The sequence below is a fragment of the Streptomyces lichenis genome (genome assembly GCF_023218175.1).
GTDB classification, from domain to species: Bacteria; Actinomycetota; Actinomycetes; order Streptomycetales; family Streptomycetaceae; genus Streptomyces; species Streptomyces lichenis.
Genome location: NZ_JALPTH010000010.1, coordinates 77917 through 101221 on the forward strand (window position 1 = coordinate 77917; position 23305 = coordinate 101221).

Annotated in this window: 25 protein-coding genes; 13 read left to right on the plus strand and 12 right to left on the minus strand. The window is 76.2% G+C overall.

The window, feature by feature from the left end; translation table 11 throughout:
- Positions 1-126: 126 nt before the first annotated feature.
- On the minus strand, positions 127-843 hold the full coding sequence (locus M1O15_RS12595) for a hypothetical protein (protein WP_248633816.1): 717 nt from the start codon (positions 841-843) through the stop codon (positions 127-129).
- A gap of 230 nt (positions 844-1073) precedes the next feature.
- Between M1O15_RS12595 and M1O15_RS12600 the strand changes: the two genes are divergently transcribed.
- The 6 genes from M1O15_RS12600 to M1O15_RS12630 all read left to right on the plus strand — a co-directional run bounded on the left by M1O15_RS12600 (position 1074) and on the right by M1O15_RS12630 (position 6879).
- Positions 1074-1940: a lytic transglycosylase domain-containing protein gene (locus M1O15_RS12600; protein WP_248633817.1), complete on the plus strand. Its 867-nt coding sequence runs from the start codon at positions 1074-1076 to the stop codon at positions 1938-1940.
- Positions 1941-2046: 106 nt separating this feature from the next.
- Positions 2047-3102: a M23 family metallopeptidase gene (locus tag M1O15_RS31375; RefSeq protein ID WP_282576672.1), complete on the plus strand. Its 1056-nt coding sequence runs from the start codon at positions 2047-2049 to the stop codon at positions 3100-3102.
- 67 nt (positions 3103-3169) lie between these two features.
- A complete protein-coding gene (locus M1O15_RS12615) occupies positions 3170-4228 on the plus strand; it encodes a hypothetical protein (protein ID WP_248633818.1) in 1059 nt (352 codons plus the stop codon).
- 86 nt (positions 4229-4314) lie between these two features.
- Complete coding sequence (locus M1O15_RS12620; protein WP_248633819.1) at positions 4315-4842, plus strand: hypothetical protein; 528 nt, start codon at positions 4315-4317, stop codon at positions 4840-4842.
- A 333-nt stretch (positions 4843-5175) separates the two neighbouring features.
- Positions 5176-6204, plus strand: a complete 1029-nt coding sequence (locus tag M1O15_RS12625) for an SCO0930 family lipoprotein (protein WP_248633820.1) — start codon at positions 5176-5178, stop codon at positions 6202-6204.
- Between the two features lie 174 nt (positions 6205-6378).
- The gene (locus M1O15_RS12630) at positions 6379-6879 is read left to right on the plus strand and encodes a peptidase inhibitor family I36 protein (protein WP_248633821.1); all 501 of its coding nucleotides are present in this window, start codon (positions 6379-6381) and stop codon (positions 6877-6879) included.
- A gap of 456 nt (positions 6880-7335) precedes the next feature.
- Here M1O15_RS12630 and M1O15_RS12635 read toward each other — a convergent pair whose 3' ends face one another.
- The 7 genes from M1O15_RS12635 to M1O15_RS12665 all read right to left on the minus strand — a co-directional run bounded on the left by M1O15_RS12635 (position 7336) and on the right by M1O15_RS12665 (position 13054).
- Positions 7336-8178: a glycosyltransferase family 2 protein gene (locus M1O15_RS12635; RefSeq protein ID WP_248633822.1), complete on the minus strand. Its 843-nt coding sequence runs from the start codon at positions 8176-8178 to the stop codon at positions 7336-7338.
- Positions 8163-9215 (minus strand): glycosyltransferase, encoded by a 1053-nt coding sequence (locus M1O15_RS12640; RefSeq protein WP_248633823.1) that lies wholly within the window; start codon positions 9213-9215, stop codon positions 8163-8165. The genes M1O15_RS12635 and M1O15_RS12640 overlap by 16 nt, the downstream gene beginning before the upstream one ends.
- Positions 9212-10282: a glycosyltransferase gene (locus M1O15_RS12645; RefSeq protein WP_248633824.1), complete on the minus strand. Its 1071-nt coding sequence runs from the start codon at positions 10280-10282 to the stop codon at positions 9212-9214. The genes M1O15_RS12640 and M1O15_RS12645 overlap by 4 nt, the downstream gene beginning before the upstream one ends.
- Positions 10279-11391 carry a glycosyltransferase gene (locus M1O15_RS12650; protein WP_248633825.1) on the minus strand — a complete coding sequence of 371 codons (1113 nt, stop codon included), beginning with the start codon at positions 11389-11391 and terminating at the stop codon, positions 10279-10281. Before M1O15_RS12650 ends, M1O15_RS12645 begins: the two co-directional genes overlap by 4 nt.
- Positions 11392-11523: 132 nt before the next feature.
- Entirely contained in the window at positions 11524-11796 is a 273-nt protein-coding gene (locus M1O15_RS12655; RefSeq protein WP_372499463.1) for a CBS domain-containing protein, read from the minus strand.
- Positions 11797-11999: 203 nt separating this feature from the next.
- Complete coding sequence (locus M1O15_RS12660; protein WP_248633826.1) at positions 12000-12710, minus strand: HemK2/MTQ2 family protein methyltransferase; 711 nt, start codon at positions 12708-12710, stop codon at positions 12000-12002.
- Positions 12711-12880: 170 nt separating this feature from the next.
- A complete protein-coding gene (locus M1O15_RS12665) occupies positions 12881-13054 on the minus strand; it encodes a hypothetical protein (RefSeq protein WP_248633827.1) in 174 nt (57 codons plus the stop codon).
- 438 nt (positions 13055-13492) lie between these two features.
- Between M1O15_RS12665 and M1O15_RS12670 the strand changes: the two genes are divergently transcribed.
- The 5 genes from M1O15_RS12670 (at position 13493) to M1O15_RS12690 (ending at position 17590) form a co-directional block, all read left to right on the plus strand.
- Positions 13493-14329, plus strand: a complete 837-nt coding sequence (locus M1O15_RS12670; RefSeq protein WP_248633828.1) for an MBL fold metallo-hydrolase — start codon at positions 13493-13495, stop codon at positions 14327-14329.
- Between the two features lie 130 nt (positions 14330-14459).
- Complete coding sequence (locus M1O15_RS12675) at positions 14460-15371, plus strand: Rieske (2Fe-2S) protein (protein ID WP_248633829.1); 912 nt, start codon at positions 14460-14462, stop codon at positions 15369-15371.
- A 163-nt stretch (positions 15372-15534) separates the two neighbouring features.
- The gene (locus M1O15_RS12680; protein WP_248633830.1) at positions 15535-15687 is read left to right on the plus strand and encodes a hypothetical protein; all 153 of its coding nucleotides are present in this window, start codon (positions 15535-15537) and stop codon (positions 15685-15687) included.
- A gap of 38 nt (positions 15688-15725) precedes the next feature.
- On the plus strand, positions 15726-16244 hold the full coding sequence (locus M1O15_RS12685) for a DUF1360 domain-containing protein (protein WP_248633831.1): 519 nt from the start codon (positions 15726-15728) through the stop codon (positions 16242-16244).
- 65 nt (positions 16245-16309) lie between these two features.
- Entirely contained in the window at positions 16310-17590 is a 1281-nt protein-coding gene (locus M1O15_RS12690) for a preATP grasp domain-containing protein (protein ID WP_248633832.1), read from the plus strand.
- 22 nt (positions 17591-17612) lie between these two features.
- Here the strand turns inward: M1O15_RS12690 and M1O15_RS12695 are convergent, their stop codons facing one another.
- Together M1O15_RS12695 and M1O15_RS12700 are read right to left on the minus strand one after the other, a co-directional pair.
- Complete coding sequence (locus M1O15_RS12695; RefSeq protein ID WP_248633833.1) at positions 17613-19004, minus strand: M20/M25/M40 family metallo-hydrolase; 1392 nt, start codon at positions 19002-19004, stop codon at positions 17613-17615.
- An 88-nt stretch (positions 19005-19092) separates the two neighbouring features.
- A complete protein-coding gene (locus tag M1O15_RS12700) occupies positions 19093-20415 on the minus strand; it encodes a PP2C family protein-serine/threonine phosphatase (RefSeq protein WP_248633834.1) in 1323 nt (440 codons plus the stop codon).
- Between the two features lie 260 nt (positions 20416-20675).
- On the opposite strand from M1O15_RS12700, the gene M1O15_RS12705 reads away from it, so the two are divergent.
- Positions 20676-21944 carry a PP2C family protein-serine/threonine phosphatase gene (locus M1O15_RS12705; protein ID WP_248633912.1) on the plus strand — a complete coding sequence of 423 codons (1269 nt, stop codon included), beginning with the start codon at positions 20676-20678 and terminating at the stop codon, positions 21942-21944.
- Positions 21944-22276 (plus strand): STAS domain-containing protein, encoded by a 333-nt coding sequence (locus M1O15_RS12710; RefSeq protein WP_248633835.1) that lies wholly within the window; start codon positions 21944-21946, stop codon positions 22274-22276. The genes M1O15_RS12705 and M1O15_RS12710 overlap by 1 nt, the downstream gene beginning before the upstream one ends.
- Here M1O15_RS12710 and M1O15_RS12715 read toward each other — a convergent pair.
- Together M1O15_RS12715 and M1O15_RS12720 are read right to left on the minus strand one after the other, a co-directional pair.
- Positions 22263-22628, minus strand: a complete 366-nt coding sequence (locus M1O15_RS12715; protein WP_248633836.1) for a hypothetical protein — start codon at positions 22626-22628, stop codon at positions 22263-22265. The two genes, M1O15_RS12710 and M1O15_RS12715, sit on opposite strands and share 14 nt — an antisense overlap.
- The gene (locus tag M1O15_RS12720; RefSeq protein ID WP_372499464.1) at positions 22625-23272 is read right to left on the minus strand and encodes an RNA polymerase sigma factor; all 648 of its coding nucleotides are present in this window, start codon (positions 23270-23272) and stop codon (positions 22625-22627) included. Before M1O15_RS12720 ends, M1O15_RS12715 begins: the two co-directional genes overlap by 4 nt.
- Positions 23273-23305 lie beyond the last annotated feature (33 nt).

The following is a 23305-nucleotide window of genomic DNA, read 5'->3' on the forward strand; positions in this document are numbered from 1 at the left end:
GATCGCCCGCACGCCCGGGACGGCCCGGCACCCGCCGGTGCCCCCGCCGTCCGCTCCTCTCCCCCGGGCGCGTCGCAGCGCCCTCGGCCCTCCTCGCCCGCTGTACGGGCGGCCGGACGGGCCGGCTCACGCCGGGGAGCCCGGAGCCGGCCGCCTCGGCCAGGCCCGGGAGGTGAACTGGCGGTGCGCCGGCAGCCACACGACCAGGTACGTCTCCCGCAGGAACGGCGGCAGGGCCTCCAGCACCCGCGCGGCCTGGTCGGAGGAGAGCCCTTCGCACAGCCAGGGCAGCACCTGCTCCAGGCGGTCCCCGGCGGCCTGCACCGCGAGGACGTAGGACTCCACCCGCTGCCAGTCGGCCGCGGTGAACAGCCGCCGGGCGCGCGAGATGATCTCCCGCTCCTCCCAGAAGGCGGTCGCCGACATCTCCTCGTGGTAGCGGATGAAGGCCAGCCGGGCACTGCTCGGCGGAGCGCCGCCGAGCAGGAACCCGGTCAGGGCGGCGCCGGCCTCGGCCCGTGCGGCGCCCAGCAGTTCGTAGCGGGTGTTCATGGTGGCGACCACCGTCCCGGCCTCCGGGTCCCGCTCCCTCAGCAGCGCCCAGACCACCTCCACCATGGCCCGGTGGTGCGCGGCCACCACCTCGTCGAGCGTCTCCCACCACCGCACCAGCACCGCGGCGCGCTCGCCCGGCACCTGCTCACCGCCGGACAGCAGCATCCGGTAGCGGGCCAGCTCCCGCAGATAGCGGCGGTTCACCAGCGGGGTGAACACCGCTCCCGCGGGCTCGGGCGCCGGCTGCGCCCCGGGCGTCTCCCGCGGTGCTGTCTCGTCGTCGGTCATCGGGCTTCTTCCTCTGTTCTGCGAGCCGCGGCGGTCGCCGTGTCCGGCCCCGCCCCCGGGCGGTTGCCGCCCCTGCCCTACGGGACAGCCGGCCGCTGTCCTGGCGCTGTCCCGGCGCTGTCCGGGGTTGAACCGCTTCTTCCGCCGGGCCGTAGAGCCTTCGGCCGCGCCGGGATCCCCGGGCGCGGCGGTCGCCGGCCCCGGCGCGACGAGTCGAGAGGAGTCCCCCGATGACGGATGCGGCGGAGAGCGGCGGTACGGGATCGGGCGGAAGCGCCGCCGTCGCGGCCACCGCGGCGGCCGGCGGCTGCGGCTGCCTGGCGCTGCCGGTGGGCGTGGGGATGCTGGTGGTCGTCCTGCTCGTGGTCGGTGGGCTCGGCGTGCTGCTGCTGCCCGTGGTGGTGCTCTTCCTCCTCTTCAACGGGCTGCCCCTGGGCGATCTCGGCGGCGGAGGCGGCGGCGATCTGACGGCGGCCGAGCAGAGATGCGAGGACGTGGAGCGGTTGTTCGGGGACTCCGACCCGGGGGCCGTGGCCGAGCGGACCCGGCAGGTGGTCCTCGGCGACGGGAAGGGCCGGCTGGAGAGGGACCCGAGCGACGCCGGCGAACCGTGCACCGTCCCCGCGGACCTGCTGGAGCCGATCGAGGCGGCCGGGCAGGTGTGCGACGTGATCGGCCCGGTGGTCATCGCCGCCCAGATCCAGTACGAGTCCGGATTCACCGCCGACTTCACCGGCCCCGACGGCGCCCGGGGAATCTCCCAGGTGCCCCCCGAGGTCTTCACCGCACTGCGCGGGGAGGAGGCCGACCCTCTCGATCCCGAGGAGTCGATCGCCGCCCAGGGCGCCTATCTGTGCGACCTGGCCGAGCAGACGCAGGCCCTGGTGGACGCCGGGCAGGCGGCCGGCCCGGTACTGGATCTGACGTTGAGCGCCTACAAGACCGGGCTGGACGCCGTCCGCGAGGCCGGCGGCGTGCCGGCCACCGAGCAGGCCCAGAGCTATGTCGTGGGCGTGCGCACCTGGTTCGCGCCGATGCAGGGCATCGGGCCGCCGCCGCGCACCCTCCCCTCCCAGCCGGGCCTGCGGGACAGCTGAGCCGCACCGCGGGTGTGAACCGCCCTCGGCGGGCGGCCGTAGCTGACAGCGGAGCCTGTTCGCCGGGCAGGCCGGCGACCGACACCGATCCGATTGCGTGGGTGAGATGAACGACGTCCGAGTGCCACGGCAGGGCGGGACGCGGGCACCGAGCGGTGACCCCTTCGCCACCGCCACCCGGGAACGACCGTGGGGCGAGCAGCAGTTGACCCTCCGCTATATGACGGTCCCGCCCCGGCCGGAACGTCCCGCCCGCGTCCGCCGGTCCGGCGCCCGGCCGCGCCACCGGCTGATCCTGGCCGGCACGGCCGCCGTGGCGGTGTCCGCCGGAGTGGCCTTGGCCGTCGCGGTGCCCGAGACACCGGCCCGGGCCTCCGCCGCGCCGCCGCCGGTCGCCGCGCCCGAGCGGCCGGCCCCGCCGTCCGTCCCTCCGCCGACCGCGCCCGGCACCGCGTTCCCCGCGCCCGGCGGCGCGGCATCCACCCCGCCGCCCGTGGACGCGGCGGGCTCCCTGCCGAGCCTCGACGAGCGGCTGAGGGAACGGGCCGAGGAACGCCGGCTGGCCCAGGAGGCCGCCGCCGCGCGGGAGTCGGCCCGGGCGGCCGAGGAGGCCCGGGCTGAACGAGCCGCCCGCCTGGCCGAGCAGGAGCGGGCCGAGGCGCTGCGGGCGGCGGAGGAGGCCCGCAGGGCGCGGGCCGACCGCCCGGACCGGCCCGCCGAGGGCGAGCAGGACACGGGCGGGCGGGCCCCGGCGCCGGACGGCGACTTCGTCCTGCCCGTGTCCGGCGCCACGATGACCGCGGGCTTCGGCCAGGGGGGCGATCTCTGGTCGAGCGGCAGCCACACCGGTGTGGACCTGGCGGCCCCGGCGGGCACCCCGATCCGGGCGGTGGCCGACGGGACGGTCACCACCGTCTCCACCCGGGGGCCGCTGGGCAACCACACGGTGCTCACCCTCGCCGACGGCACCGAAGTCGGCTTCAGCCACCAGCAGTCCGTCGCCGTCAAACGGGGCGACCGGGTGCGCGCGGGCCAGGAGATCGGGGCCGTCGGCGCCACCGGCAACACCACCGGCCCGCATCTGCACCTGGAGGTGAGGACCCCGGGCGGCGCTCTGATCGACCCGGTCGCCTGGCTGGCCGACCGGGGCGTGGCCCTGTGACGCGGCGCCCGGCCAAACCGGACCGACGACCGAAGCGACGCCCCCGGCACCGCGGCGAGCGGAGAGGATGACCATGCTCCTGCCCGAGCCCCCCTTCGACGTGCCGCCGGACCGGTGGTACGCGGCACAGCCGACCGGACCGGACACCCGTTTCGACGAGGCGATGGCCAAGGGCCTGGCGGGCGTGCCCCTCGGCCGGTTGCCGGCCTGGGTGGCCGCCTCCCCCGCGCACACGGAGGAGTACCAGCTGCGGTACGCGATGGGCGCGTCGCTGCGGGACCAGCCGGCCGCCCCACCCGGCCGCCCGGTGGAGCACCCCCTGGACGCGGCCTACGCACACGGGCTGGCGGGCCGCCGGATCGAGGACGTCCCCGGGCACCGGGACCTCACTCCCGAAGCGCGCGAGGCGTACCTCAGGGGGGTCCGGGAGGCGGGCGCCCCGGTCATCGGACCACCGGCTCCCGCCCCGCGCCCGGTGGCTCCGGCCGAGTGGAGGGCCGGTCCCCCACCCCGTACCGCGACCGCTCCCGCAGCCCTGCCCCGATCCGCCGCGCGGGGACAGGCGGCCCCCTTTCCTCCCCTGCCGGCGAGCCCGCCGGTGCGGGGCCCGGCCACCGCCTCCGGCGCCCTCGACCGGGCGGCGTCCCCGGACGTCTCGCCGCGTCCGGACCGCGCGATGGAGGTGTACGCCAGGGCCTACGCCCTCTCGACCCGGCGCGGTGAACCCGCCGGCACCTGGCTGCGCGCCGCCGCCGAGCGGGCCGCCGCCTCACCCGGCACGCCCGGACTGGTCCAGGTCTTCGCCCGGACGGTGGCGGCCGAGGCCAGGACGAGGGACCGGATGCCGACCGGGCAGGCGGAGGCGGAACGCGGCCGGCCGGCTTCCCTCACGGAGGCCGCCGCCGTCGCCGGTCTGCTGAGGCGGGAGATGGAGACCGTCACCGTCCTGTCCCGCCCACGCCCCGGCGATCGCGGCCTGTCACGCTCCGGCGCCGCCCGCCTGCGCCCCTCCCCCGGCCGGACCGCGCCGGCCTCCACGCCCGCACCCACGGCTTCGCGATCCCCCACGGCCCCGGCCCCCCAGCCGCACCGCACCGCGCCCCGAACACGCCCGGGCGCCCACTGACCCGCTGCCGGGCGGCGGCGGACCCGACCGCCCTCGGCCCCCCGGCAGCCGCACAGGGAGCACACCCACCCGAAAGGCGGATTCCCATGTCCACACCACCTCCCCCGGAACAACCCCGCCGGCCCCGGCCCGAGGACTTCTCCCCCGGCGGCGGCACCCCGTCGCTCGCCCCCGACAGCCCCGCACCGGCCCAGCCCAGGACCGATCCGTTCTGGCAGCAGTTCGCGTTCGACCCGGGCCCCTCCGCGCCAGCCGCCTCCACCTCCCGGGCGGCCCCCGCCCCCCAGCCGGTCCAGCGGACCGGTGGCGGAGGCGGCCAACCGACCAACTGGAGCTACTTCGGGCTGACTCCCCCCTCCGGCCAGTTCGGCGGTCCGGCGCGGTCGGCCCCGCCGGCACCCGCCCACCACGCCCCACCCGCACCGCCGGCTGCCCCACCCGCACCGGCACCGGCACCGGCACCGGCACCCAGTCAGGCGGCCCGGATCTCCCTGCCGCCCTTCGGCAACCTCGCCGCCGCCGCGGCGGCCGGGGAGCGCAACCGCCGGGCGCGCGACCAGCAGCCCGCCCACCGGCCCGGACCCTCCCAACGGGGAGCCGGTCGCGGACACTGACCTCCTGAACGGCGAGGGCCCCACCACGGCATGTGGTGGGGCCCTCGCCCTATGCGCCTCGGGCGAGCCGGGAACGCGGTCGGGTCCGGGCCCTGTCGCACCGGGGGAGGGACGGACAGGGCCCGGAGCGGCCCGGAGAACGGAGCACCGGTCTTCCCGCGCCGCACTGGGGGTTACGGCGGTTCTCCGGTGCGGGTTCACCGGAGAACCGCCGGGTTTTCCCAGGTCCCGGTGGTGAACCGGTTCCGCGACCGCCCCGTAGCAACCTCTTGAACGCCACCGCCCCGGCGGTGCGCACGACCACCCAGCAACATCACAAGAGGAAGGCACCCCATGGCGACTTGGCGCTCCATGGCGGTGGCGCTCGCCACCGCCACCGTCCTGCTGACGGCCGGCTGCAGCGGTTCCGGCGCGAAGGAGGAGGGCGCGGCGGCGAGTACGGCGCCGTCCGCCCCGACCGGGCAGGAGAGCCTGGCGGCCGCACCGCCCGCTCCCGGCGGGGACTCGCGCAACGGCCCGGCCGGCCAGCTCGCACTGGCCAACGACCCGAATCTGGGCCCCATCGTGACGGACAGCACCGGTTTCACGCTCTACCGCTTCACCACGGACGGCCCCAGTCCCACCAAGTCGGCCTGCGAGGGCGACTGCGCCGCCGCCTGGCCGCCGGTGCCGGCCGACGGAGCCGTGCTGCCGGCCGGGCTGGACGCCTCGCTGATGGGCAGCGTGACTCGCGCGGACGGCAGCAAGCAGCTCGCCCTCGCCGGGATGCCGCTGTACCGCTTCGCCAAGGACGCCAAGCCCGGCCAGGTCAGCGGTGACGGGGTGGGCGGTGTCTGGTTCGCCGGGCTGCCGAAGGACAAGGTGCCGGGCCTGGACGCGGCGCTCGGCGCCGCACCGGGCGGAACCGCACCGGGCGGAGCGGGGCCGGAGACCGGAGGCGACGCGGAAACCGGTGCGGACGACGGGGCGGCGGAGGGCAAGACGCCCGCGCCGGAAGGCGGCGGCGCGCTGCCCGGCCTGTCGACGGTCCAGGACCCGGAGCTCGGCGAGATCGTGGTGGACGCCAAGGGCCGTACGCTCTACCGCTTCACCAAGGACACCGACTGGCCGATGACCACCGCGTGCACGGGCGCGTGCCTGGAGAAGTGGAAGCCGGCCGCGCTCGTCGCCAAGAACGACGTCAAGGGCATCGATCCCAAGCTGGTGATCCCGTTCGACCGTCCCGACGGCAAGAAGCAGCAGACCCTGGACTGCTGGCCGCTGTACTGGTTCACCGGCGACAAGCCCGGTGAGATCAACGGCCAGGGCGTCGGCGGCACCTGGTTCGCCGTCGCTCCCGACGGATCACTCATCAAGAAGTAGGGCGCGCCGCTCTCCTTCGGCATATTCGAACGGCACCGGTGGGGTGCGCGTATCCATCCGGATACGCGCACCCCACCGGCATGTGGTCGCGCGTTCCCCCTCGTGAACCGGACGCTGGACACCCCCGTAATCCGTTGTGAAAGGACAACACGTCACCGTGGAGGAACAGCAGTCATGAAGATGAAGAAGAAGACCGCTCTGGTGGTCTCGGCGCTTGCCCTGGCCGCGTCCGCCACCGGTGTCTACGCCTATTCCGCGACGGCGCCGGACAGCGCGGGCACGACCGCGGCAGCCGGAAAGGGCACCGTGGAGAAGAAGGACACGGGATTCACGACGGAGATATTCGACTGCAACGGAAAGGACCTGGAGGGCCTTTTCCAGGTCCACATCGGCAACAACTTCACCTCGCCCTTCGAAAGCACCCTCTGCCTGGACGCCGCCGGCCGGATCGCCAACCTGAACACCGCGGGCCCGGCAGGCGCGAGCATCCTGTTCATCAACGACCAGATCTCCTCGGTGAAGAACGACACCGGCCGCCCCATGTGCGTGTACACCGATTCCGGCTTCCGCGGTGACGAGCTCAGGATCAACGATCAGGAGCAGTACCAGTTCGCCTTCATGGACCCCGAGTTCCGGAAGTTCAACGACTCCATCTCCTCGATCCGCGCCTGCTGAGGCGAGTCGGCCGCCCGCCGGCGGACAACCTCCGGCCAGCGGCGGGGGCGACGCACGGCGGCCGGATCAGCAGCCGGATTCCGCGGGCGCGGGCGATGAGCGAGCTGCGAAGAGGCCTCGCCGTCGGCGAGGGCGACCAGGACGAGGGAGGCACGCGCACCGCCGAGCAGGTCGGCGACCGATTCGGTGGCGACCCGGCGGAAGGCCGAGGAGACCATGCGGATCGTCCAGCTCAGGTCCGTGTCCGGCGCCGGCCGGGAATCCTCGCCGGAGCGGTTGCCGGGCGTCGACGCACTCATCCGCACACTCTCGGCCCCGCCCCGTCCCTGCTGTTCCCGGGCGGCGAGACGGCCGCCGGTGCGGTGCGCGCGACGCGGCCTGATCTGGACGGGCGCCTCGGCGGCCGGCGTCGGTGGAGGCTCCGGCCCGGGTCTCGGGCGGTACGCGTACGGGCTCTCATACGCCGTCCGGGAGCGCCGTCTTCTCCGTCTTCGTCCAGGTCCCGGTGGCAGGGTCGTGGCGGGCGAGTCCGAGGCGGGCGAAGTCGCGCAGCCAGCCCTCCATCGGCCAACTGCCCCACCGGTCCCGGAACACCGCGCCGTTGCGCAGGATGTCGTCCAGGTGCTCCACGGGCGGGCGGCTCACCGGGTGGTGCTGGTGGTACGCGGGGGCGCCGCCGACCCAGCGCAGGTCCACGCCGCGGGCCGCCGCCGCACGGCCGAAGTCGGTGTCCTCGCCCCCGTATCCGGTGTACCGCTCGCAGAAGCCGCCGATCCGCCGCCAGGTGGCCGCGGTGACCGCGAAGGAGAGCGACCAGAACAGCCGGTGGTCGCCGCCGGTGATCACCTGCCCGTCCGCCGGCACCGGGCGCGCCGGGTGCGGGGGCGCCAGGCGGGGCAGGGCGTCCAGCCGGTACCCACCGGGCGGCGGGGGCGGCAGATAGGCCACAGTGCCGCAGAGCAGGGCACCGTCCTCGGCGGTCTCGGCGTAGCGGCCGAGCAGGCTGGGGCCGGGCACGCAGTCGACGTCCAGGAACACCAGCAGGTCGGCCCCGGCGTCCAGAGCCCGCCGGGCGCCGGCGTTGCGGGCGGCGGCCAGCGGCAGCCGTCCGGCGTCCCGCCGGTGGCCGATGAGGTCGGCCCGCGGGGCGCGGCCGCGGACCACCCCGGCGGCGGCCGGGTCGTCGAGGGCGACCACCAGGTAGAGGTCCGGGCGGCGGTGGGAGGCGGCGAGGCCGCGCTGCTGGAGGGCGAGGTGCCGGTGGCGGCCCGCGACCAGGGTGATCACGGCGACGCGCATACGGTGCCCTCTCGGCGCGGGTCCGCGAGCGCGGGCGCGGGCGCGGCCAGGGTGTCGAGCAGCCGGGCCGCCCGGGCGGCCCCGTCACCGGGCGCCCAGAGCCGCCAGCGGTCGCCACCGCGCCGGGCCGCGGCGTCGAGCAGTCCGGGCCACTCGTGCGGTCGCGGCCAGTGGGTGCGTACGGTGGCCAGCTCCCCGGCGGCCAGGGCGCGGGCGGTGGCGAGCTGCTCGCCGTGCGGGCGGGTCTGCGGGACGACGACGGCGGGGGTACGGGCGGCGGCGCACTCGGCCACGGCGTTCTGCCCGGCGTGGGTGACCACCGCGTCGGCCCGGCAGAGCAGCGGCCAGGGGTCGTCGGTCCACTCGCCGGGGCCGCCGAGCACGGTCCACCGCCATCCGGGGGTGGCCTCGGCCGCCGCGCTCAGTCGGGCCGCGGTGAGTTCGGTGCCGCCGGCGCCCAGCAGCACCACCACCTCCCGCGCCTCCGGCGGCCTTGCCGGCCGCCCCTCCGGGCGGGGGCGGCCGTCATGGCGGGAGAACGCGCCGGTGTACTCGGTCTTGGCCCGCCAGGCCGCCGGCCAGCCGGGCTCCGGCAACTCGGCCGGCCAGGGGGCGAGCAGGGCGTCGGCCAGGTCGTAGGCGAGCCGGTGGGCCGGGTCGGAGCGGTCGCCGCGCATCGCGGAGACGGCGACGGGCACGCCCATCAGCCGGGCCAGCGTGGCGACCTCCACCGAGACGTCGCTGACCAGCAGCGCGGGGGCGGTGCGTTCGATCCAGGCGGCCACCGCCGCCATCCGGGCGCGCAGTCCGGGGTGGTGGCGGGGCACCCAGTGCAGCCGTCCCCGCGCCGTGGGGTCGGCCGGGGCCGTGCCCGCCCCCGTCCCGGTGTCCGATGGCAGCCGGACCCAGTCGCCGGTCCAGTCGGCGGGACGGGGCAGCGAGGACAGCCCGGTGACCGGGGTGCGGGTGTGCCGGGCCACGCACCGGGCGCGGTGCAGATGGCCCTTGCCCTGGTGGTGGACGTAGTAGCCGATCACGCGGCCAGCTCCTCGTACAGGGCGGTGTAGCCGTCGGCCATGGCCGTGAGCGAGCAGAAGCGCTCCGCGCGCTCCCGGGCGGCCCGGCGGTCCAACCGCACGGTCTCGTGGATGAGTTCGGCGAGGACGGCGGTGTCGTCCGGCGGGGCGAGCCGGCCGCACTCGGGGGTGAGGATCTCGCCGAGCGCGCCGCGGTCGAAGCCGCACACCGGGGTGCCGCAGGCCAGTGCCTCGGCGACGACCAGCCCGTACGGCTCGTCCCAGCACGGGGTGACGAGCGCGGCCGCCGCCCCGCCCACCAGCGCCGCCAGCTCGCCACGGCCCAGGTGGCCGACGTAGTCGATGCCGTCGCCGAGCAGCGGCTCGACGTAGTCGGTGACATACCGCCGGTCCCCCACCGGCCCCGCCATCAGCAGCGGCAGCCCGGCCTTGCAGGCCGCCTCGGCCGCCAGGTGCGGGCCCTTCTCGGGAACCAGCCGGCCCGTCCACACCAGGTAGGGGCCACCGGTCCCCGGGGACCACAGGCGGGTGTCGACGCCGTTGCGCACCACTCGGGCCGCCGGGACCGTGGCCCGCCAGGCCGCCGCGGTATGGGCGCTGACGGCGGTGAAGGTGACCGGGCAGGGGTCCACCGCCTGCACGGCCGACTCCAGCCAGGGCGTGGGCGGGGTGTGCAGGGTGGTCACCAGCGGCAGCCGCAGCGCCGGGGCCATCGCCACCGGCAGGTGGTGCAGGCTGTTGTTGTGCACCACGTCGTAGTGGTGCTCGCCGTCCCGGGCCAGGTCCAGCATCAGCCGGAGGTAGGCGTGGTGCTCGGCCATCCAGTCCGCGCCCGGCATGCTCACGTCCGCCCGGGCGGCCTCGGTCAGCACCGGCCGGTGCACGGGCAGCTCCCGCAGCCCGAGTGCCGGGTCGCAGCCGGGCGCGGCGAACAGCTCCACCCGGTGCCCGCGGTCGGTCAGCGCCCGTGCCAGGGTCCAGGTGTGCGCCTCCAGACCGCCGGCGAACGGCTCGCGGACAGGGAAGCGGGCGGAGGCGAGGAGGGCGATCCGCAGCGGGTCACTCATCCCAGCAGCTCGGTGTAGAGCTGCCGGTGCGCGGCGGCGATCCGGGTCCGCTCCGCCGCCCGTCCCTCGGCCGTGGCCCGCCATCGGGGCCGGGTGCGATACGCCCACTCCACGACCTCGTGCAGCGAGTCCGCGTCCAGGCCGTGCCGCTGGGAGTGGCCGTAGCTCAGGCAGGGGCGCTGCTGGGCGTAGTAGCCGCAGTCCGGCGCGGCGACCAGGGTGCCCAGGTCGTGGCAGGCCTCCAGCCAGCCGGAGTGGGTGCCGAAGGTGTACGGCAGCACGGACAGGTCGAGCCCCCCGAGGTACTCCCACAGCTGCTCGTCGTCGAAGTAGTCGTGCACTCGCAGGGTCAGCAGTCCCCGTCCGGCCAGGTCCTCCAGGGCGGCCATGGTCGAGGGGTCATGGGCGTGCGCGTCCGGGTCGCCGACCTCCCGGTGGATGTTCACGGCCAACTCGGCGTCCGGCAGGTCGGTCAGGCTCTCCGCGAGTGCCCGCACCACCGGCAGCACGGCCATGTTGGGCCGCAGGCTCTTGGCGTGCACCCCGACCCGGAAGCCGTCGCGGGGTGCCCGGGGCCGGTCGATCAGCGGCGCTCCGACCACATGCGGATGCGGCAGCACCGTCGGGGTGCGGTTCCAGCGGGCGGCGATCTCGTCGGCCGCCCCGGGGGTGAGGGTGATCAGCGCGTCCGCCGCCGGGACCAGCACATCCAGGGCGTCCCGGTGGGGGCCGGGGTCGGCTTGGTGCGGGTTGCGCAGGTCGTGCACGGTGTACACGAGCGGCTTGCCGTGCCGGCGCAGGGCCTCCACCAGCCGGTGCAGCGCGGCCGGCCCCTGGGCGTCGAAGCCGAAGTGCAGATGGAAGACGTCGAACTCGTCATGGTGCGCGTCCACCCACGCCGGATCCAGCATCACCGGCGGCCACCAGCGCTGCGAGGTGCTGGGCGCGCCGTTCGGGCGCGGGTCGGTGAGCCGTACCACCCCGTCCGCGCCCTGTGGGTCGGCACAGTGGCGTACGTAGACGTGTCCGGCGGGCACGGACGCCACCCGCACCGACTCGCGGGACGCCACGTTCCTGCACAGCGGCGGCAGGACAACCTGGTCGGTCATCGCGACCGTATCCCCCGGCTCGGCCTGCGCAGCGCCTCGTACCGCTCGACCGGGTTCCGCAGCATCGCCGGGTGCGCCCTCAGCATCAGTACGCCCTTCCTTCCGTTCGTCTGGTTTCTCGCGCCGGGCCGGTCAGTCGGTGGAGAGGGCTTCCAGCAGCTCGCCGGCGCGCGGGGCGCCCTGCGCCGGCTCGCCGACGGCGCAGGAGGCGGGGTCCTTGCCATCGCCCAGCACCCTCACCACGATGTCGCGGTCGGTCAGCAAGCCCATGAGCCGGTTGTCCGTCCCGCGGATCGGCAGCGCGCCGACCCCGAGGTCCTTCAGCTTCCGCGCCGCGTCCAGGACCGTCTCGTCGGCCTGTACGCACTGGGCGCCACCGGTCATGATCCCGCGTGCCGTGGTCATCGCCCTCCGCCTCTTCCGCTCGTGAGAACCGGCCCTGCGCCACCGCGCCCTTCGCTCCGTGAGATGCCGGGGCCGCTCCGAGGCACCGGAGTGCCCCTTCCGGGGGGCCGCAAAACGATCCGCGCGGCGCCGTATGCGATGTTTCGTCCCGGCAGCCCCGGTCTTCGTTTCGCGGCCGGGAGGGCGGGGGCCGGGTCGCACCGTCAGACGTGGAGTCCGGAGTCCTCGGGTACCGCGCGGATGACGACCAGCTCCTCGCGCTCGGCCCCCTCGGAGAGCAGACCGCGGGCGCGCAGCCAGGGCAGTCGGGAGCCCAGCACGGGGCCGAAGGGGATGGCGGCGCGGTCGTCCACCGCGGCCCGCATCCCGGAGCGGTGGAGGAGGTCCAGGGTGCGGTCGGTGCCGCAGAGTGCGGAGTGGACCATGAGCAGCAGGCCGGTGGGCCGCAGCAGCCGGGGGGCGGCCGCGCAGATCCGGTCCACCACGGCGCGGCCGTCCCAGCCGGCGTCCCAGGCGCGGGCGGCGCCGGAGCGCGGCGGGTGGGCCGCCGGGGCGGGCACGTACGGAGGGTTGCTGACCACCACGTCGTAGCGGGTGGGCAGGCGCGCGCCGGGGGCGGTCGGGTCGCAGCGGCGGACGGTGAGAGGGCGGCCGGTGAGCAGCGCGTTCAGCCGGGCCGTCAGCACGGCGCGGCGGGCGATGTCGACCGCCGTCACCCGGGCCCCGAGCGCGGCCGCGTACAGGGCGACGGCCCCGCTGCCGGTGCCGATGTCCAGCAGCTCGTGGCCCTGGCCGACACCGTGGCGCCGTAGTGCCGCGGCCAGCAGGCGGGTGTCGTGCTGGGGGGCGTAGACGCCGGGGAGGACCAGGGTCCGGCCGACCGGCGGGTAGGGGTCGGTGGCGGGTACGGCCATGTCGGGGCCCTCCGGAGGCATCCGGCGGGCGGGCGCGCCGCCGGGGGTGGTGCTCGGGTTCGCGGTCGCGGCCGGTGCCCTACCGCGTGGGGCGGCGAGCGGCGGCGGGTCGGCCGCCCGTGCGGGTGGAGCGGACGCGGCCGAGGCCGTCGGTGACGGAGCGGGGTGTGTCACTCGTCCCGCTCGACGTCCTCGGGGCGCAGGCCGGCTTCCTCCAGGGCTTCGCCCATGGTGCGCCCGGTGGCGCCGCGCGGTGCCGCCGGTTCGGTGGTGTCGCGGTCGTCCCGGGGGTCGACGACCTGGTCGGTGGTGTCGGTCTTGGGCCTGTCCTCGGGCACGGTCATGTCCGCCCACTCCTCGCGTTCGTCTCGGCGCGGCACCGGGTGCTGCCGCCGATGGCGACGGGTAGCCCGGTGATCAGTGGTCAAACGTGAGCGCGGGTGGGGTGGCCGGGGCTCCGGGTGGGGCGTGCGCCGACCGGTTGACGGGTGGGGCGGTGCCGGTCACGGTGGAGGGAGCAGCGCTGCCCGGCCGCCTGCGCGCTGGGGGCGGGGCACGGAAGCTCCTGGCGACCGTCCCCTCCCGCGCGTGGGCGGGGAGCGGCGAAGGCTGCCCGCCATGGCGGGCGACGGGGCGTGAGACGGCCACCGCGCAGGGACGATCGCGTGCGCGGGCTCGGTCGGCCCGGCCGGGGTACGCCGCCGGGGTCGCGTGCCGTTCATCGACTGCCGTACCGGCTCCGGGCACCTGCCCGCCGCTTCCCCTCCCGTAGGAGGTCTGACATGGCCGTGCTCCCCTCCGGTGCCGCCGAGCTGCACTTCGTCGGCAACGCCACCCTGCTGATCCGGTACGGCGATCTGACCCTGCTCACCGACCCGAACTTCCTGCACCGCGGGCAACGGGCCTACCTCGGGCACGGTCTGGTCTCCAAGCGGCTGACGGAACCGGCCCTGGACGTACGGGACCTGCCGCCGGACCTGGACGCGGTGGTGCTGTCACATCTGCACGGGGACCACTGGGACCGGGTCACCCGCCGCCATCTGGACCGCTCGCTGCCCGTGGTGACCACCCCGCACGCGGCCCGGCGCCTGCAGGGACTGCACGGCTTCCGCCGCGCGATGGGGCTGCGCACCTGGGAGGACACCCTCGTCTCGGGCGAGCGCCAGCAGGTGCGGGTCACCTCGCTGCCGGGTGCGCACGCCCGGGGGCCGGCGGCCGCGCTGCTGCCGCCGGTGATGGGGAGCCTGCTGGAGTTCGGCGACCTGGGCGGCCCGGTGCGGCTGCGGATCTACCTGACCGGGGACACCCTCCTCTTCGACGGCGTCCGGGAGATCGCCCGGCGCTGCCCGGACCTGGACCTGGCCGTCGTGCATCTGGGCGGGACCACCCTGCCCGGCGGGCTGATGGTCACCATGGACGGGTGGCAGGGCGTCGAACTGCTGGAGACCGTCCGCCCCCGGCGAGCCCTGCCGGTGCACTACGACGACTACACCGTGTTCCGCTCCCCGCTGGAGGACTTCCTGCGCCGCGCGGAGGAGCGGGGATGGGCGGGTTCGCTGGTGCACTGCGCCCGGGGCGAGCAGGTGACGGTGACGGCAGGCGGAGCCGCGTCGGGGTGATGGCCCCGGGCGGGAAGCCGGAGCAGCGGATCACCGGACGCCCCGGGGCGGCCCGGGGCCTGGTCGGCGGCGGGCGGTACCGGTCGGGCCCGATCCGTTTCGCCCGCGGCGGCCGGGCTACTCGGCCGCCATGGACACACTCCGTTCCACCGCCGTCACCGCCGCCCGCCGCGCCGTCCGCTCGGAGGGGCCCGGCAGGGTACTGGCCGCCATGGACCGGCTGGAGCGGTCGGAGAGGCTGGACAGTGCCGTGGACACCGTGCGGCGGGCGGTGCGGGCGCTGCCGTTGGGCCCGGTGCGGGACGTGCTGCACGGGCGATGGCTCGGGCACCCCGTCCACCCCCTGCTGGTGCAGGTGCCGATCGGCAGCTGGCTGTCCGCCGGGGTGCTGGACCTGCTGCCCGGCGACCGGCACCGCTCGGCGCGGGCCCTGGTCGGCGTCGGGCTGGCCGCGGCCGCCCCGGCGGCCGCCGCGGGCTGGGCCGACTGGGCCGAGTCGCAGCGGCCGCAGCTGCGGGTCGGGTTGGTGCACGCGGCGGCGAACCTGATCGGGGTCGCGCTGTACGCGGGGTCCTTCCTGGCCCGGGTGCGGGGCCGTACCGCGCGGGGCAAGGTCCTCGGCTTCGCCGGGATGACCGTGGTCGGTGTGGGGGGTGCGATCGGCGGCCACCTGGCCTACCGCCAGGCGCTGGGCGCCAACCACGCGGAGGCGGTGCCCCATCTCGTACCCGAGGGGTGGCAGGACGTCGGCGACCTCGCCGCCCTGCCGGTGGACCAGCCGGTGCGGCGGCATGTCGGGGAGGTGCCGGTGGCGGCCGTACGCCGACCGGACGGCACCGTGCACGTGCTGGCGGACTGGTGCAGCCATCTCGGCGGCCCGCTGTCGGAGGGCACCCTGTCGGACGGGTGCGTGCGGTGCCCTTGGCACGGCAGCCGCTTCCGCCTCGACGACGGCTGGAACGTGCGCGGTCCGGCGACCGCGCCGCAGCCCGCCTTCGACACCCGGACCGTCGACGGGCGGGTCCAGGCGCGGATCCGGTAGCGGGGCGCGCGGCACGGCCCGACCTGGCCGCCACTCCCCCGCCGGAAGGCGGCCCCCGCCGTGCCTGCGACTCCGGAGGATGGGTACTCCGGGCCGGACGGCGTGCCGTGAGCGCGGTGCGTGCGCCGATCATCGACACCGAGCGCGGAAGGCAGGCGACCCCATGCAGGAGAACACTCCCTCCCAGGCCGAGGGTGAGCGTCCCGAGGAGGAGCCCGGCGGGGACGGGCCGCGGGACCGGGACGAGCAGCCGGAGCGGACGACGCCGTCGCAGGTCGAGGGCGAGCGCGACCCGGAGGACGACACGGATGTCTGAGGCACGGGCCCGGCTTCCGTCCGCCCGGCGGGCGGCGGGTGGCGACGGGCTGCTGCGGCTGGGCGCTGCGCCGGCAGCTGGCGGGCCATCGGGAGCAGCGGGAGGGCGAACTCACCGGGCACGCCGCGGCGATCGCGGTGTACGGCGCCTACGCGGGCGCCTGGGGGGCCGTGCTGAGCCGGCGCCGGGGCGCCCTGCCCGAGCGCCCCGAGCCGTGGGACGCGGTGTTCACCGGCGCGGCGGTCTTCCGGCTGAGCCGGCTGCTCGCCAAGGGGTCCGTCACCGGGCCGCTGCGGGCGCCGTTCACCCGATACGAGTCGGCGGGCGGGCCGTCGGAGGTGAACGAGAGCCCCCGGGGCGGTCCGGTGCGCCACACCGTGGGCGAGTTGGTGACCTGCCCGTTCTGCCTCAGCGTGTGGCTGACGACCACGCTGGTCGGCGCGGGCCTGCTGTGGCCGCGTGCCACGCGCGCGGTCACCGGCGGGCTCACCGCACTGGCCGCCGCCGACGCGATGCAGCTGGGGTACGACTGCCTGGTGCGGCGGAACAGCGGGTAGGGACGGCGGAGGGCGGTGGGCCGGTGGGCGCTGCCGCGCGGGACACAGCACGGTGGAGGAGCGGGATGACGGACCGGACGGTGGAGGACCGCGGGCCCGCGCTGGTCTACGCGAACTTCGTCTCCGACCTGGCGGTGGGCCTGGGAGCGGGCGAGGTGCTGGAGCGGTGGGCGGAGCAGGCGCCGCGCAAGGTGTGGCTGCTGCGGCCGGGCGACGTCCTGCTGACCCCGGTCCCGGTGGACCGGGAGTTCCGGGAGTACGCGGCCCGGCTGCTGGGCCTGCCGCTGGAGGAGCTGGCCGCCGTGGTCGTCCCGCCGCTGGCCGGGGCGTCGATGGCCGACGCGGTGCGCGCGGCCGGACTGCTGGGGACGGTACGGGAGCTGGTGCGCCACCGTCCGGGTCTGGGGCTGCTGCCGACCGCGCTGGACGAGTCCTCGGTGCTCCTCGCCCGTGAGCTGGGGCTGCCGGTGATCCCGTACGGGGAGCCGGGCCCCACGGCGCGGGCGCTGCGCGCGACCTCCGTGCTCAACACCAAGTCGGGTTTCCGCGAGGCGGCGCGGGAGCTCGGCATCCGGGTGCCAGAGGGCGGGGTGTGCGACCAGGCGGGGCTGCGCTCGCTGGCGGCGCGGATGGTGGCCGCGTACGGCGAGGTCGTGGTGAAGCCGGACCGGTCGGCCGGCGGCCACGGGCTGGTGTTCCATTCGGCCGCCTCGCCGGCGCTGCCGGCCGCCGGTCCCGGTCTGGAGGGCGGGTGGGTGGTCGAGGAGCGGGTGGACGTCGCGCACTCGGTGAGCGTGCAGCTCGACACCGGGCCGCGCGGGTGCGCGGTGGTCTACAGCGGCGAGATGCGGGTCGAGCACGGCGCGTTCACCGGCTATGAGTCCCCGCTGCACGGGCCCACCGCCGCGGCGCGGGCCGAGCTGGAGGAGTGGGGACTGCGGCTGGGCGGTCTGCTGGCCCGGGAGGGGTACGCCGGGCCGTTCAGCGTGGACGCGGTGGTCACCCGGGACGGCACCCTCTTCGCCAACGAGAGCAATGTGCGGCGCACGGCCACCACGACCCCGCACGCCATGATCGCCCGGCTGGTCCGAGAGGCCGGGCGGGAGGAGACGGACTGGCTGGTGGGGCGGCACCGGTCGGCCCGGCCGTATGCCTTCGGCGAGGTGGTGCGCCTGCTGGAGGAACGCGGTCTGGCCTGGGACCCCGGGCGGGGTGAGGGGGTGGTCCTGTACATGGGCGGGCCGGCGGACGGCCGCTCCTGGCGGTACGCCGTCGCCGGCGGCTCCCGGGAGCGGACGGCCGAGCTGGAGGCGCGGCTGGCGTCGGCCCTGGCCTTCGAGGGGTGAGCGCGGTCCGCACGGAGGGTCCTCAGGCGATGGCCTGGGGCAGCAGGGAGAGCCAGCGGGCCATGGTCTGCGCCCCCTGGGCCAGGGCGCGCGGGTCGGCCCGCTCGTCGGCGGCGTGCCAGCGGTCCTCCAGCAGGCCGGTGCCGTGGAAGAGCACCGGGGCCCCGGTCTCCCGGGCGAGCTGGGCCGCCGGTGCGGCGCCGCCGTTGCGCATCCGGGCGGCGGGCGCCCCGAAGGTGCCGGACACGGCCTGCTCCAGGGCGGTGAAGGCCGGATGGCCGGTGGGCGTGGTGTACGGGTCGGACCGGGTCGGCGGCAGGTCGAGGTGGAGGCGGTAGCCGGGTCCGACGCCTTGCTCCGCCCATTGCTGTACCTGCCGCGCGATGTCGTCGGCCCGTTGGCCGGGGGCCAGGCGGAAGACCAGTCCGGCCGAGGCGGTGGCCGGGATGACGCCCAGTCCGGGCAGGTCGGGGCGGCCTCCCCGCAGGCTGGTCACCTCCGCCGCGGGGCGCAGCCAGATCCGCTCCAGGAGGGAGCGCCCCGTTTCGCCGGGCGCGGCGAAGGTCCCGGTGCGGTCCAGCCAGTCGGACAGCCGCGGTTCGAGGGCGGCGAGCCGGGCCCGCTCCCCCTCGGTGGGCTCGGCCACCCCGTCGTAGAGGCCGGGTACGGTGATCCGCCCGTCCTCGTCGTGCAGTGAGCCGAGCAGCCGGCACAGTTCGTTCAGCGGATTGCCGGCCGCCCCGGAGACGGCCCCGTTGTGGATGTCCCGGTGGGCGGCCCGCAGGGTGAGTGCCGCGCTGACCGAGCCGCGGCAGCCGGTGCAGACGGCGGGGGTGTCCGTGGCCCAGGCCATGGTGTCGGAGAGCACCACCACGTCGGCGCGCAGCCTGGGGCCGTACCGCCGCAGGAGCCCGCCGAGGTGCGGGGAGCCGATCTCCTCCTCGCCCTCCACCAGGTACTTCACGGTCACCGCGGGGGCCGTGCGCCCGGTGGCCGCCAGATGCGCCCGCAGGGCCCACAGCTGGCTCACCACCTGGCCCTTCGCGTCGGAGGAGCCCCTGCCGTACAGCAGACCGCCGCGCCGGTGGCCGGAGAACGGCGCGGCGCGGCGCCACTCGCCGGGGACGACCGCGTTGACGTCGTGGTGGCTGTAGACCAGCACTGTCGGCGCGCCGGGGTCGCCGGCGGGGGCGCATCCGTAGACGGCGGGCAGTCCGCCCGTCGGCCACACATCCGCCTCCCGGCAGCCGGAGGCGCGCAGGAAGCGGGCCAGCCAGTGGGCCGAGCGGCGCACGTCGTCCGCGCGGTCCGGGTCGCCGGACACCGAGGGGACGCGCACCCAGTCGGCCAGTGCCTCGAGCATGCCGTCGCCGAGCGCCGCCACCGCCGTACGCACTCCGCCGTCCGCGTCCACCCGGTCACCTCCACGTGTGCCGCCCGGTCCGCCCGCCCTGCGGGGTACCCAGGAGGGGGCGCGGTGCACCCGGCCGGGGTGCGCGCGGTCAGGCCGGCGGGGTGGCGCGCAGGGCGAGCAGCGCGGTGTCGTCGCTGTTCCAGCCGCCGTGGTGGGCGTCGAGGACGCCGGTGAGGTGCTCGATGGTGGCGGCGGCGTCCATGCCGTGGCCGGCGGCCAGGGCGGCGGCGAGGTCCCGCTCGCCGAAGAGGGCGCCGGCGTCCTCGGGTGCGGTCCCGGGGCGGGGGCGGGCCTCGATGGCGCCGTCGGTGTAGAGCAGCAGCACATCGCCGGGGGCCAGGTGGAAGGGCACATCGGTCAGGTCGACGGTGTCCATGATCCCCAGCAGGGTGCCGGGGGCACCGAGCCGTTCGACGTGCCCGTCGGCGCGGCGGACCAGCGGCGGGGGGTGCCCGGCCAGGGCGAGGGTGCCGGTCAGGCCGTCGGGGGTGGAGTGGAAGGCGGCGTAGACGGCGGTGAGGAAGCGGGGGGCGTGCTGGGCGAGCAGGGCGGTGTTGAGGCGGCCGAGCAGTTCGGCCGGGGAGTCGGCCCCGCCGGCGTCGGCGCGGACGGTGTAGCGGGCCATCGAGCTGACCTGGGCGGCCTCGACCCCCTTGCCGCACACATCGCCCAGGACGGCGGCGTACTGGGGGCCGCGGGTGTGGAACAGGTCGTAGAAGTCGCCGCCGACCTCGATGTCGGTGCGGTGGCGGTGGGAGGCCGGCAGATAGGAGGCGGCCGCCTCCGCACCGGGCACCGTGCGCAGCCGCGGCGGCAGCAGTCCGGCCTGCAGGCTCCGGGCGAGGTCGGCGGAGCGCTGGTGCGCCGCCCGGGCGGCGGTCAGGCTCTGGCGCAGATGGATCTCCGCCGCCACCGACCGGGCCAGGGTGGCCAGGGTCGTCAGGTCGGCCGGGGACCAGGCGCGGGGCGCGTCGTCGATGACGCAGAAGCTGCCCAGGACCCGCCCGTCGGGGTCGAGCAGGGGGTAGCCGGCCCAGGCGCCGATGTCCATCGGGCCCACCGAGGGGTGGTCGGCGGTGCGCGGGTCGGCGGCGGCGTCGTCCACGATGAACGGCTGGCCCTCCAGCCCGACCAGGAAGTAGCAGAAGCTCTGCTCCACCGGGTTCTGCCGGTCGGCGACCGCGTCGGCCTCCACCCCGACGCACGCCTTCCAGAACGAGCGGTCCGCGTCGACCAGGGTGACGAACGCCCGCCCCGTACCGGTGATCCTGGCGGCCAGGGCGGCGAGGTCCTCGAAGACCTCCTCGGGCCCGGTGTCCAGCAGGGCGGAGGCCTCCACCGCGGCCAGGCGCGCGGGGTCGGACAGCGCGGCCGGCAGGCCGTCCGCCCGCAGCCCGCCGGGGAAATCCATGCTCGCCACCTGTCCGACCGCCCTTCCGCCGCCCACCGGGAACACCTGCACCCGTACCCGTGTCAACAAGCGCACCGCGCCGGATACTCCGCCCGCGGCCCGGCGGCGCCCGTACGGGAGGTCGCCGCGTCCCGGGGTAGGGGTGGACGAGGAGGGACACTGGAACCGGGAGCACTCCCCGCGCGAGCGGCGGGTGGGCCCCTGACGAGGACGGGACGGCTGCTGTGGCTGATCACGACCGGGACGCGGGCGGACGGCGGATGCTGGCGGGGCTGCTGGCCGCGAGCCATCTGCTGCCGCTGGAGCTGCTGCCGTCCACCGTGGCCGAGCACGCCAGGGCCGTCGGCTTCACCCAGGTGCTGATCTATCTGGGCGACCTCCAGCGCGATGTGCTGCGGCTGCTGACCGGCCGGGGCCTGGACGCCGGGCAGGACGGGGCGGGCGAGGAGGCCGAGCTGAAGATCGAGGGCAGCCTGGCGGGGCTCGCCTACCAGTACGGCCGGGTCCTCCCCGAAGGTCCGCGGGACGCGGAGGAGAGGACCTGGTGGGTGCCCCTGCTGGACGGCACCGAGCGCCTGGGCGTCCTGCGGATCACCACGGCCGACGACGACCTGCGGGCCCGCGAGGAGATGACCCTGCTCGCCGCCCTGATCGCGCTGATCCTCCACAGCAAGGAGGACAGCAGCGACGCGCTCGCCCGGCTGACCCGGGCCCAGCCGCTGAACATCGCGGCCGAGATGCAGTGGAACCTGATGCCGCCGCGCAGCTACGCCGACGGGCGGGTGATGATCTCCGCGACGATGGAACCGGCCTACACCATCAGCGGGGACGCCTACGACTACGCCACCGCCGGCCCCTTCGTGCACCTGTCGCTCTTCGACGCCATGGGCCATGACACCGCCGCCGGGCTGACCGCCAACCTCGCCGTCGCGGCCTGCCGCAACTCCCGCCGCCAGGGCAGGGGCCTGGCCGAGACCAGCGAGCGGGTGGAGGCGGCGCTGATCGAGCAGTACGGGCACAGCCGCTACGCCACCGGCGTCATCGCCGAGCTCGACACCCGCACCGGCCTGCTGAGCTGGGTCAACCGGGGCCACCACCCGCCGGTCCTGATGCGCCGGGGCCGCTGGCACAGCCATCTGGACTGCCGGCCCACGCATCCGATGGGCACCGGCCTGGGCCTGCCCACCACCGTCTGCCGCGAGCAGCTCGAACCCGGCGACCGGATCGTCCTGTACACCGACGGCATCATCGAGGCCCGCGGCGCCGACGACCAGGAGTTCGGCCTGGAGCGCTTCACCGACTTCCTGGACCGCCAGCACGCCGAGGACCTGCCGGTCCCCGAGACCCTGCGCCGCCTCATCCACGCCGTCCTGGACCACCATGACGGCCGTCTGCAGGACGACGCCACCGTCCTGTTCTGCGAATGGATCGGCCCCGAGGCGGCCCCCGGCGACCGGGCCGCCCAGCTGGCCGGCCTGCCGCCCGAGGAGCCCGTCCCTCCGCCCCACGACAGCGGGAGCACCCTCTGATGAGCACCGACCTCACGGTCACCGTCCACGACCGGGACGACCGCCTGGTGGTGATCACCGCCGCCGGCGCCCTGGACTATGGAACCTCCGGCGCCCTGCTCGAACAGGCCGCCACCGCCACGAGCACCCACCGCAGCCTGGCGCTGGACCTGTCCGGGATCACCTTCTGCGACTCCTCCGGCCTCAACGCCCTGCTGCGGCTGAACCGCCACACCGGGGCCGACGGCACCGCGCTCACCCTGGTGGCCGTCCCCGACCAGCTGCGACGGCTGCTGAGGATCACCGGCACGGACACCGTACTGACCCTCCGCGACAACCTCACCGAGCTCTGAGCCCCGCCGGGGACCGATCCTGCCCCGGGCTCGGGACGACGGTGTCTGCCGGTGTGGACGGGCTCGACGGCCTCGACGGGTCAGGCGAGGGGGACGCACCCGGGAGAGTGGGGCGCGAGGGGCCGGCGGGGACGGGGGACGGGGGGCGCGCCGGGGTCTCGGGGAGCAGGAGCAGTACGGCGGCGAGCACCGCGGCCAGGGCGAGGAGCGCACCGGTGCGGGGGGCGTGGCGGAGTATCCGGCCGGGTCGCGGGGCGGCGGACGGCGGGCGGGGGCGGGACAGGTCCTCGGCGGCGATCGAGGCGGCCTTGGCGCCCAGCGCCTCGCGCAGCCGGTCCTCCGGGCCGGTCACGAAGCCTCCTCCAGTCGCCGGGCCAGGGCGGCCAGCGCGCGGCTCGCGGTGGACTTCACCGCGCCGCGGGACAGGCCGAGGGTGCCCGCGATCTCGACCTCCGACATGTCCGACCAGTATCGGAGCACAAGGACCTCCCGTTGACGTGGGGTGAGCCGGCGCAGGGCGCGCAGCACCTCCCGGTGCTCCTCGCGCAGCAGGACGTCCTCCTCCGGCGGCGGGGCGGGTGACACCCGCGGTGGGACGTAGGCGCGTACGGTGCGGCGTCGGCGCAGCACCGACCGGGCCCCGTTGACCACGCTGCGCCGTACGTACGCCTCCGGGTCGTCCAGGCCCGAGAGACCGGCTCCGTGGCGCCGGTAGAGGGCGGTGAAGGCGTCCTGCACCACGTCCTCGGCGGTGGGCACGTCGTCCACCAGCAGGACGGCCAGCCGCACGAGTGCCAGCCTGCGGTGGTGGTAGAGCAGGTCGATGTCCGGCGCGGGACCGGTGCGGTGGCCGCGGCCGGCGGGGCGGGCGGGACCGGTGCGGTCCGTCACGGCGGGCCCGGGGAGGAGGCCCGGATCGCCGTCGCGGAGGCGTCGCAGCAGCCCCCGTACGCCGTGCGGGAGGTGTACGGGGGTGCCGGCGGGTATCGCGAACACTCAGGCGGCCGTCAGCGGCCGGCGGGAGCGGGG

Excerpts from the sequence above, each read along its gene's own strand:
- M1O15_RS12595 (WP_248633816.1), bottom strand. The coding sequence starts at position 843 with ATGACCGACGACGAGACAGCACCGCGGGAGACGCCCGGGGCGCAGCCG.
- M1O15_RS12600 (WP_248633817.1), top strand. The coding sequence starts at position 1,074 with ATGACGGATGCGGCGGAGAGCGGCGGTACGGGATCGGGCGGAAGCGCC.
- M1O15_RS31375 (WP_282576672.1), top strand. The coding sequence starts at position 2,047 with ATGAACGACGTCCGAGTGCCACGGCAGGGCGGGACGCGGGCACCGAGC.
- M1O15_RS12615 (WP_248633818.1), top strand. The coding sequence starts at position 3,170 with ATGACCATGCTCCTGCCCGAGCCCCCCTTCGACGTGCCGCCGGACCGG.
- M1O15_RS12620 (WP_248633819.1), top strand. The coding sequence starts at position 4,315 with ATGTCCACACCACCTCCCCCGGAACAACCCCGCCGGCCCCGGCCCGAG.
- M1O15_RS12625 (WP_248633820.1), top strand. The coding sequence starts at position 5,176 with ATGGCGACTTGGCGCTCCATGGCGGTGGCGCTCGCCACCGCCACCGTC.
- M1O15_RS12630 (WP_248633821.1), top strand. The coding sequence starts at position 6,379 with ATGAAGATGAAGAAGAAGACCGCTCTGGTGGTCTCGGCGCTTGCCCTG.
- M1O15_RS12635 (WP_248633822.1), bottom strand. The coding sequence starts at position 8,178 with ATGCGCGTCGCCGTGATCACCCTGGTCGCGGGCCGCCACCGGCACCTC.
- M1O15_RS12645 (WP_248633824.1), bottom strand. The coding sequence starts at position 10,282 with ATGAGTGACCCGCTGCGGATCGCCCTCCTCGCCTCCGCCCGCTTCCCT.
- M1O15_RS12650 (WP_248633825.1), bottom strand. The coding sequence starts at position 11,391 with ATGACCGACCAGGTTGTCCTGCCGCCGCTGTGCAGGAACGTGGCGTCC.
- M1O15_RS12655 (WP_372499463.1), bottom strand. The coding sequence starts at position 11,796 with ATGACCACGGCACGCGGGATCATGACCGGTGGCGCCCAGTGCGTACAG.
- M1O15_RS12660 (WP_248633826.1), bottom strand. The coding sequence starts at position 12,710 with ATGGCCGTACCCGCCACCGACCCCTACCCGCCGGTCGGCCGGACCCTG.
- M1O15_RS12665 (WP_248633827.1), bottom strand. The coding sequence starts at position 13,054 with ATGACCGTGCCCGAGGACAGGCCCAAGACCGACACCACCGACCAGGTC.
- M1O15_RS12670 (WP_248633828.1), top strand. The coding sequence starts at position 13,493 with ATGGCCGTGCTCCCCTCCGGTGCCGCCGAGCTGCACTTCGTCGGCAAC.
- M1O15_RS12675 (WP_248633829.1), top strand. The coding sequence starts at position 14,460 with ATGGACACACTCCGTTCCACCGCCGTCACCGCCGCCCGCCGCGCCGTC.
- M1O15_RS12680 (WP_248633830.1), top strand. The coding sequence starts at position 15,535 with ATGCAGGAGAACACTCCCTCCCAGGCCGAGGGTGAGCGTCCCGAGGAG.
- M1O15_RS12690 (WP_248633832.1), top strand. The coding sequence starts at position 16,310 with ATGACGGACCGGACGGTGGAGGACCGCGGGCCCGCGCTGGTCTACGCG.
- M1O15_RS12700 (WP_248633834.1), bottom strand. The coding sequence starts at position 20,415 with ATGGATTTCCCCGGCGGGCTGCGGGCGGACGGCCTGCCGGCCGCGCTG.
- M1O15_RS12705 (WP_248633912.1), top strand. The coding sequence starts at position 20,676 with ATGCTGGCGGGGCTGCTGGCCGCGAGCCATCTGCTGCCGCTGGAGCTG.
- M1O15_RS12710 (WP_248633835.1), top strand. The coding sequence starts at position 21,944 with ATGAGCACCGACCTCACGGTCACCGTCCACGACCGGGACGACCGCCTG.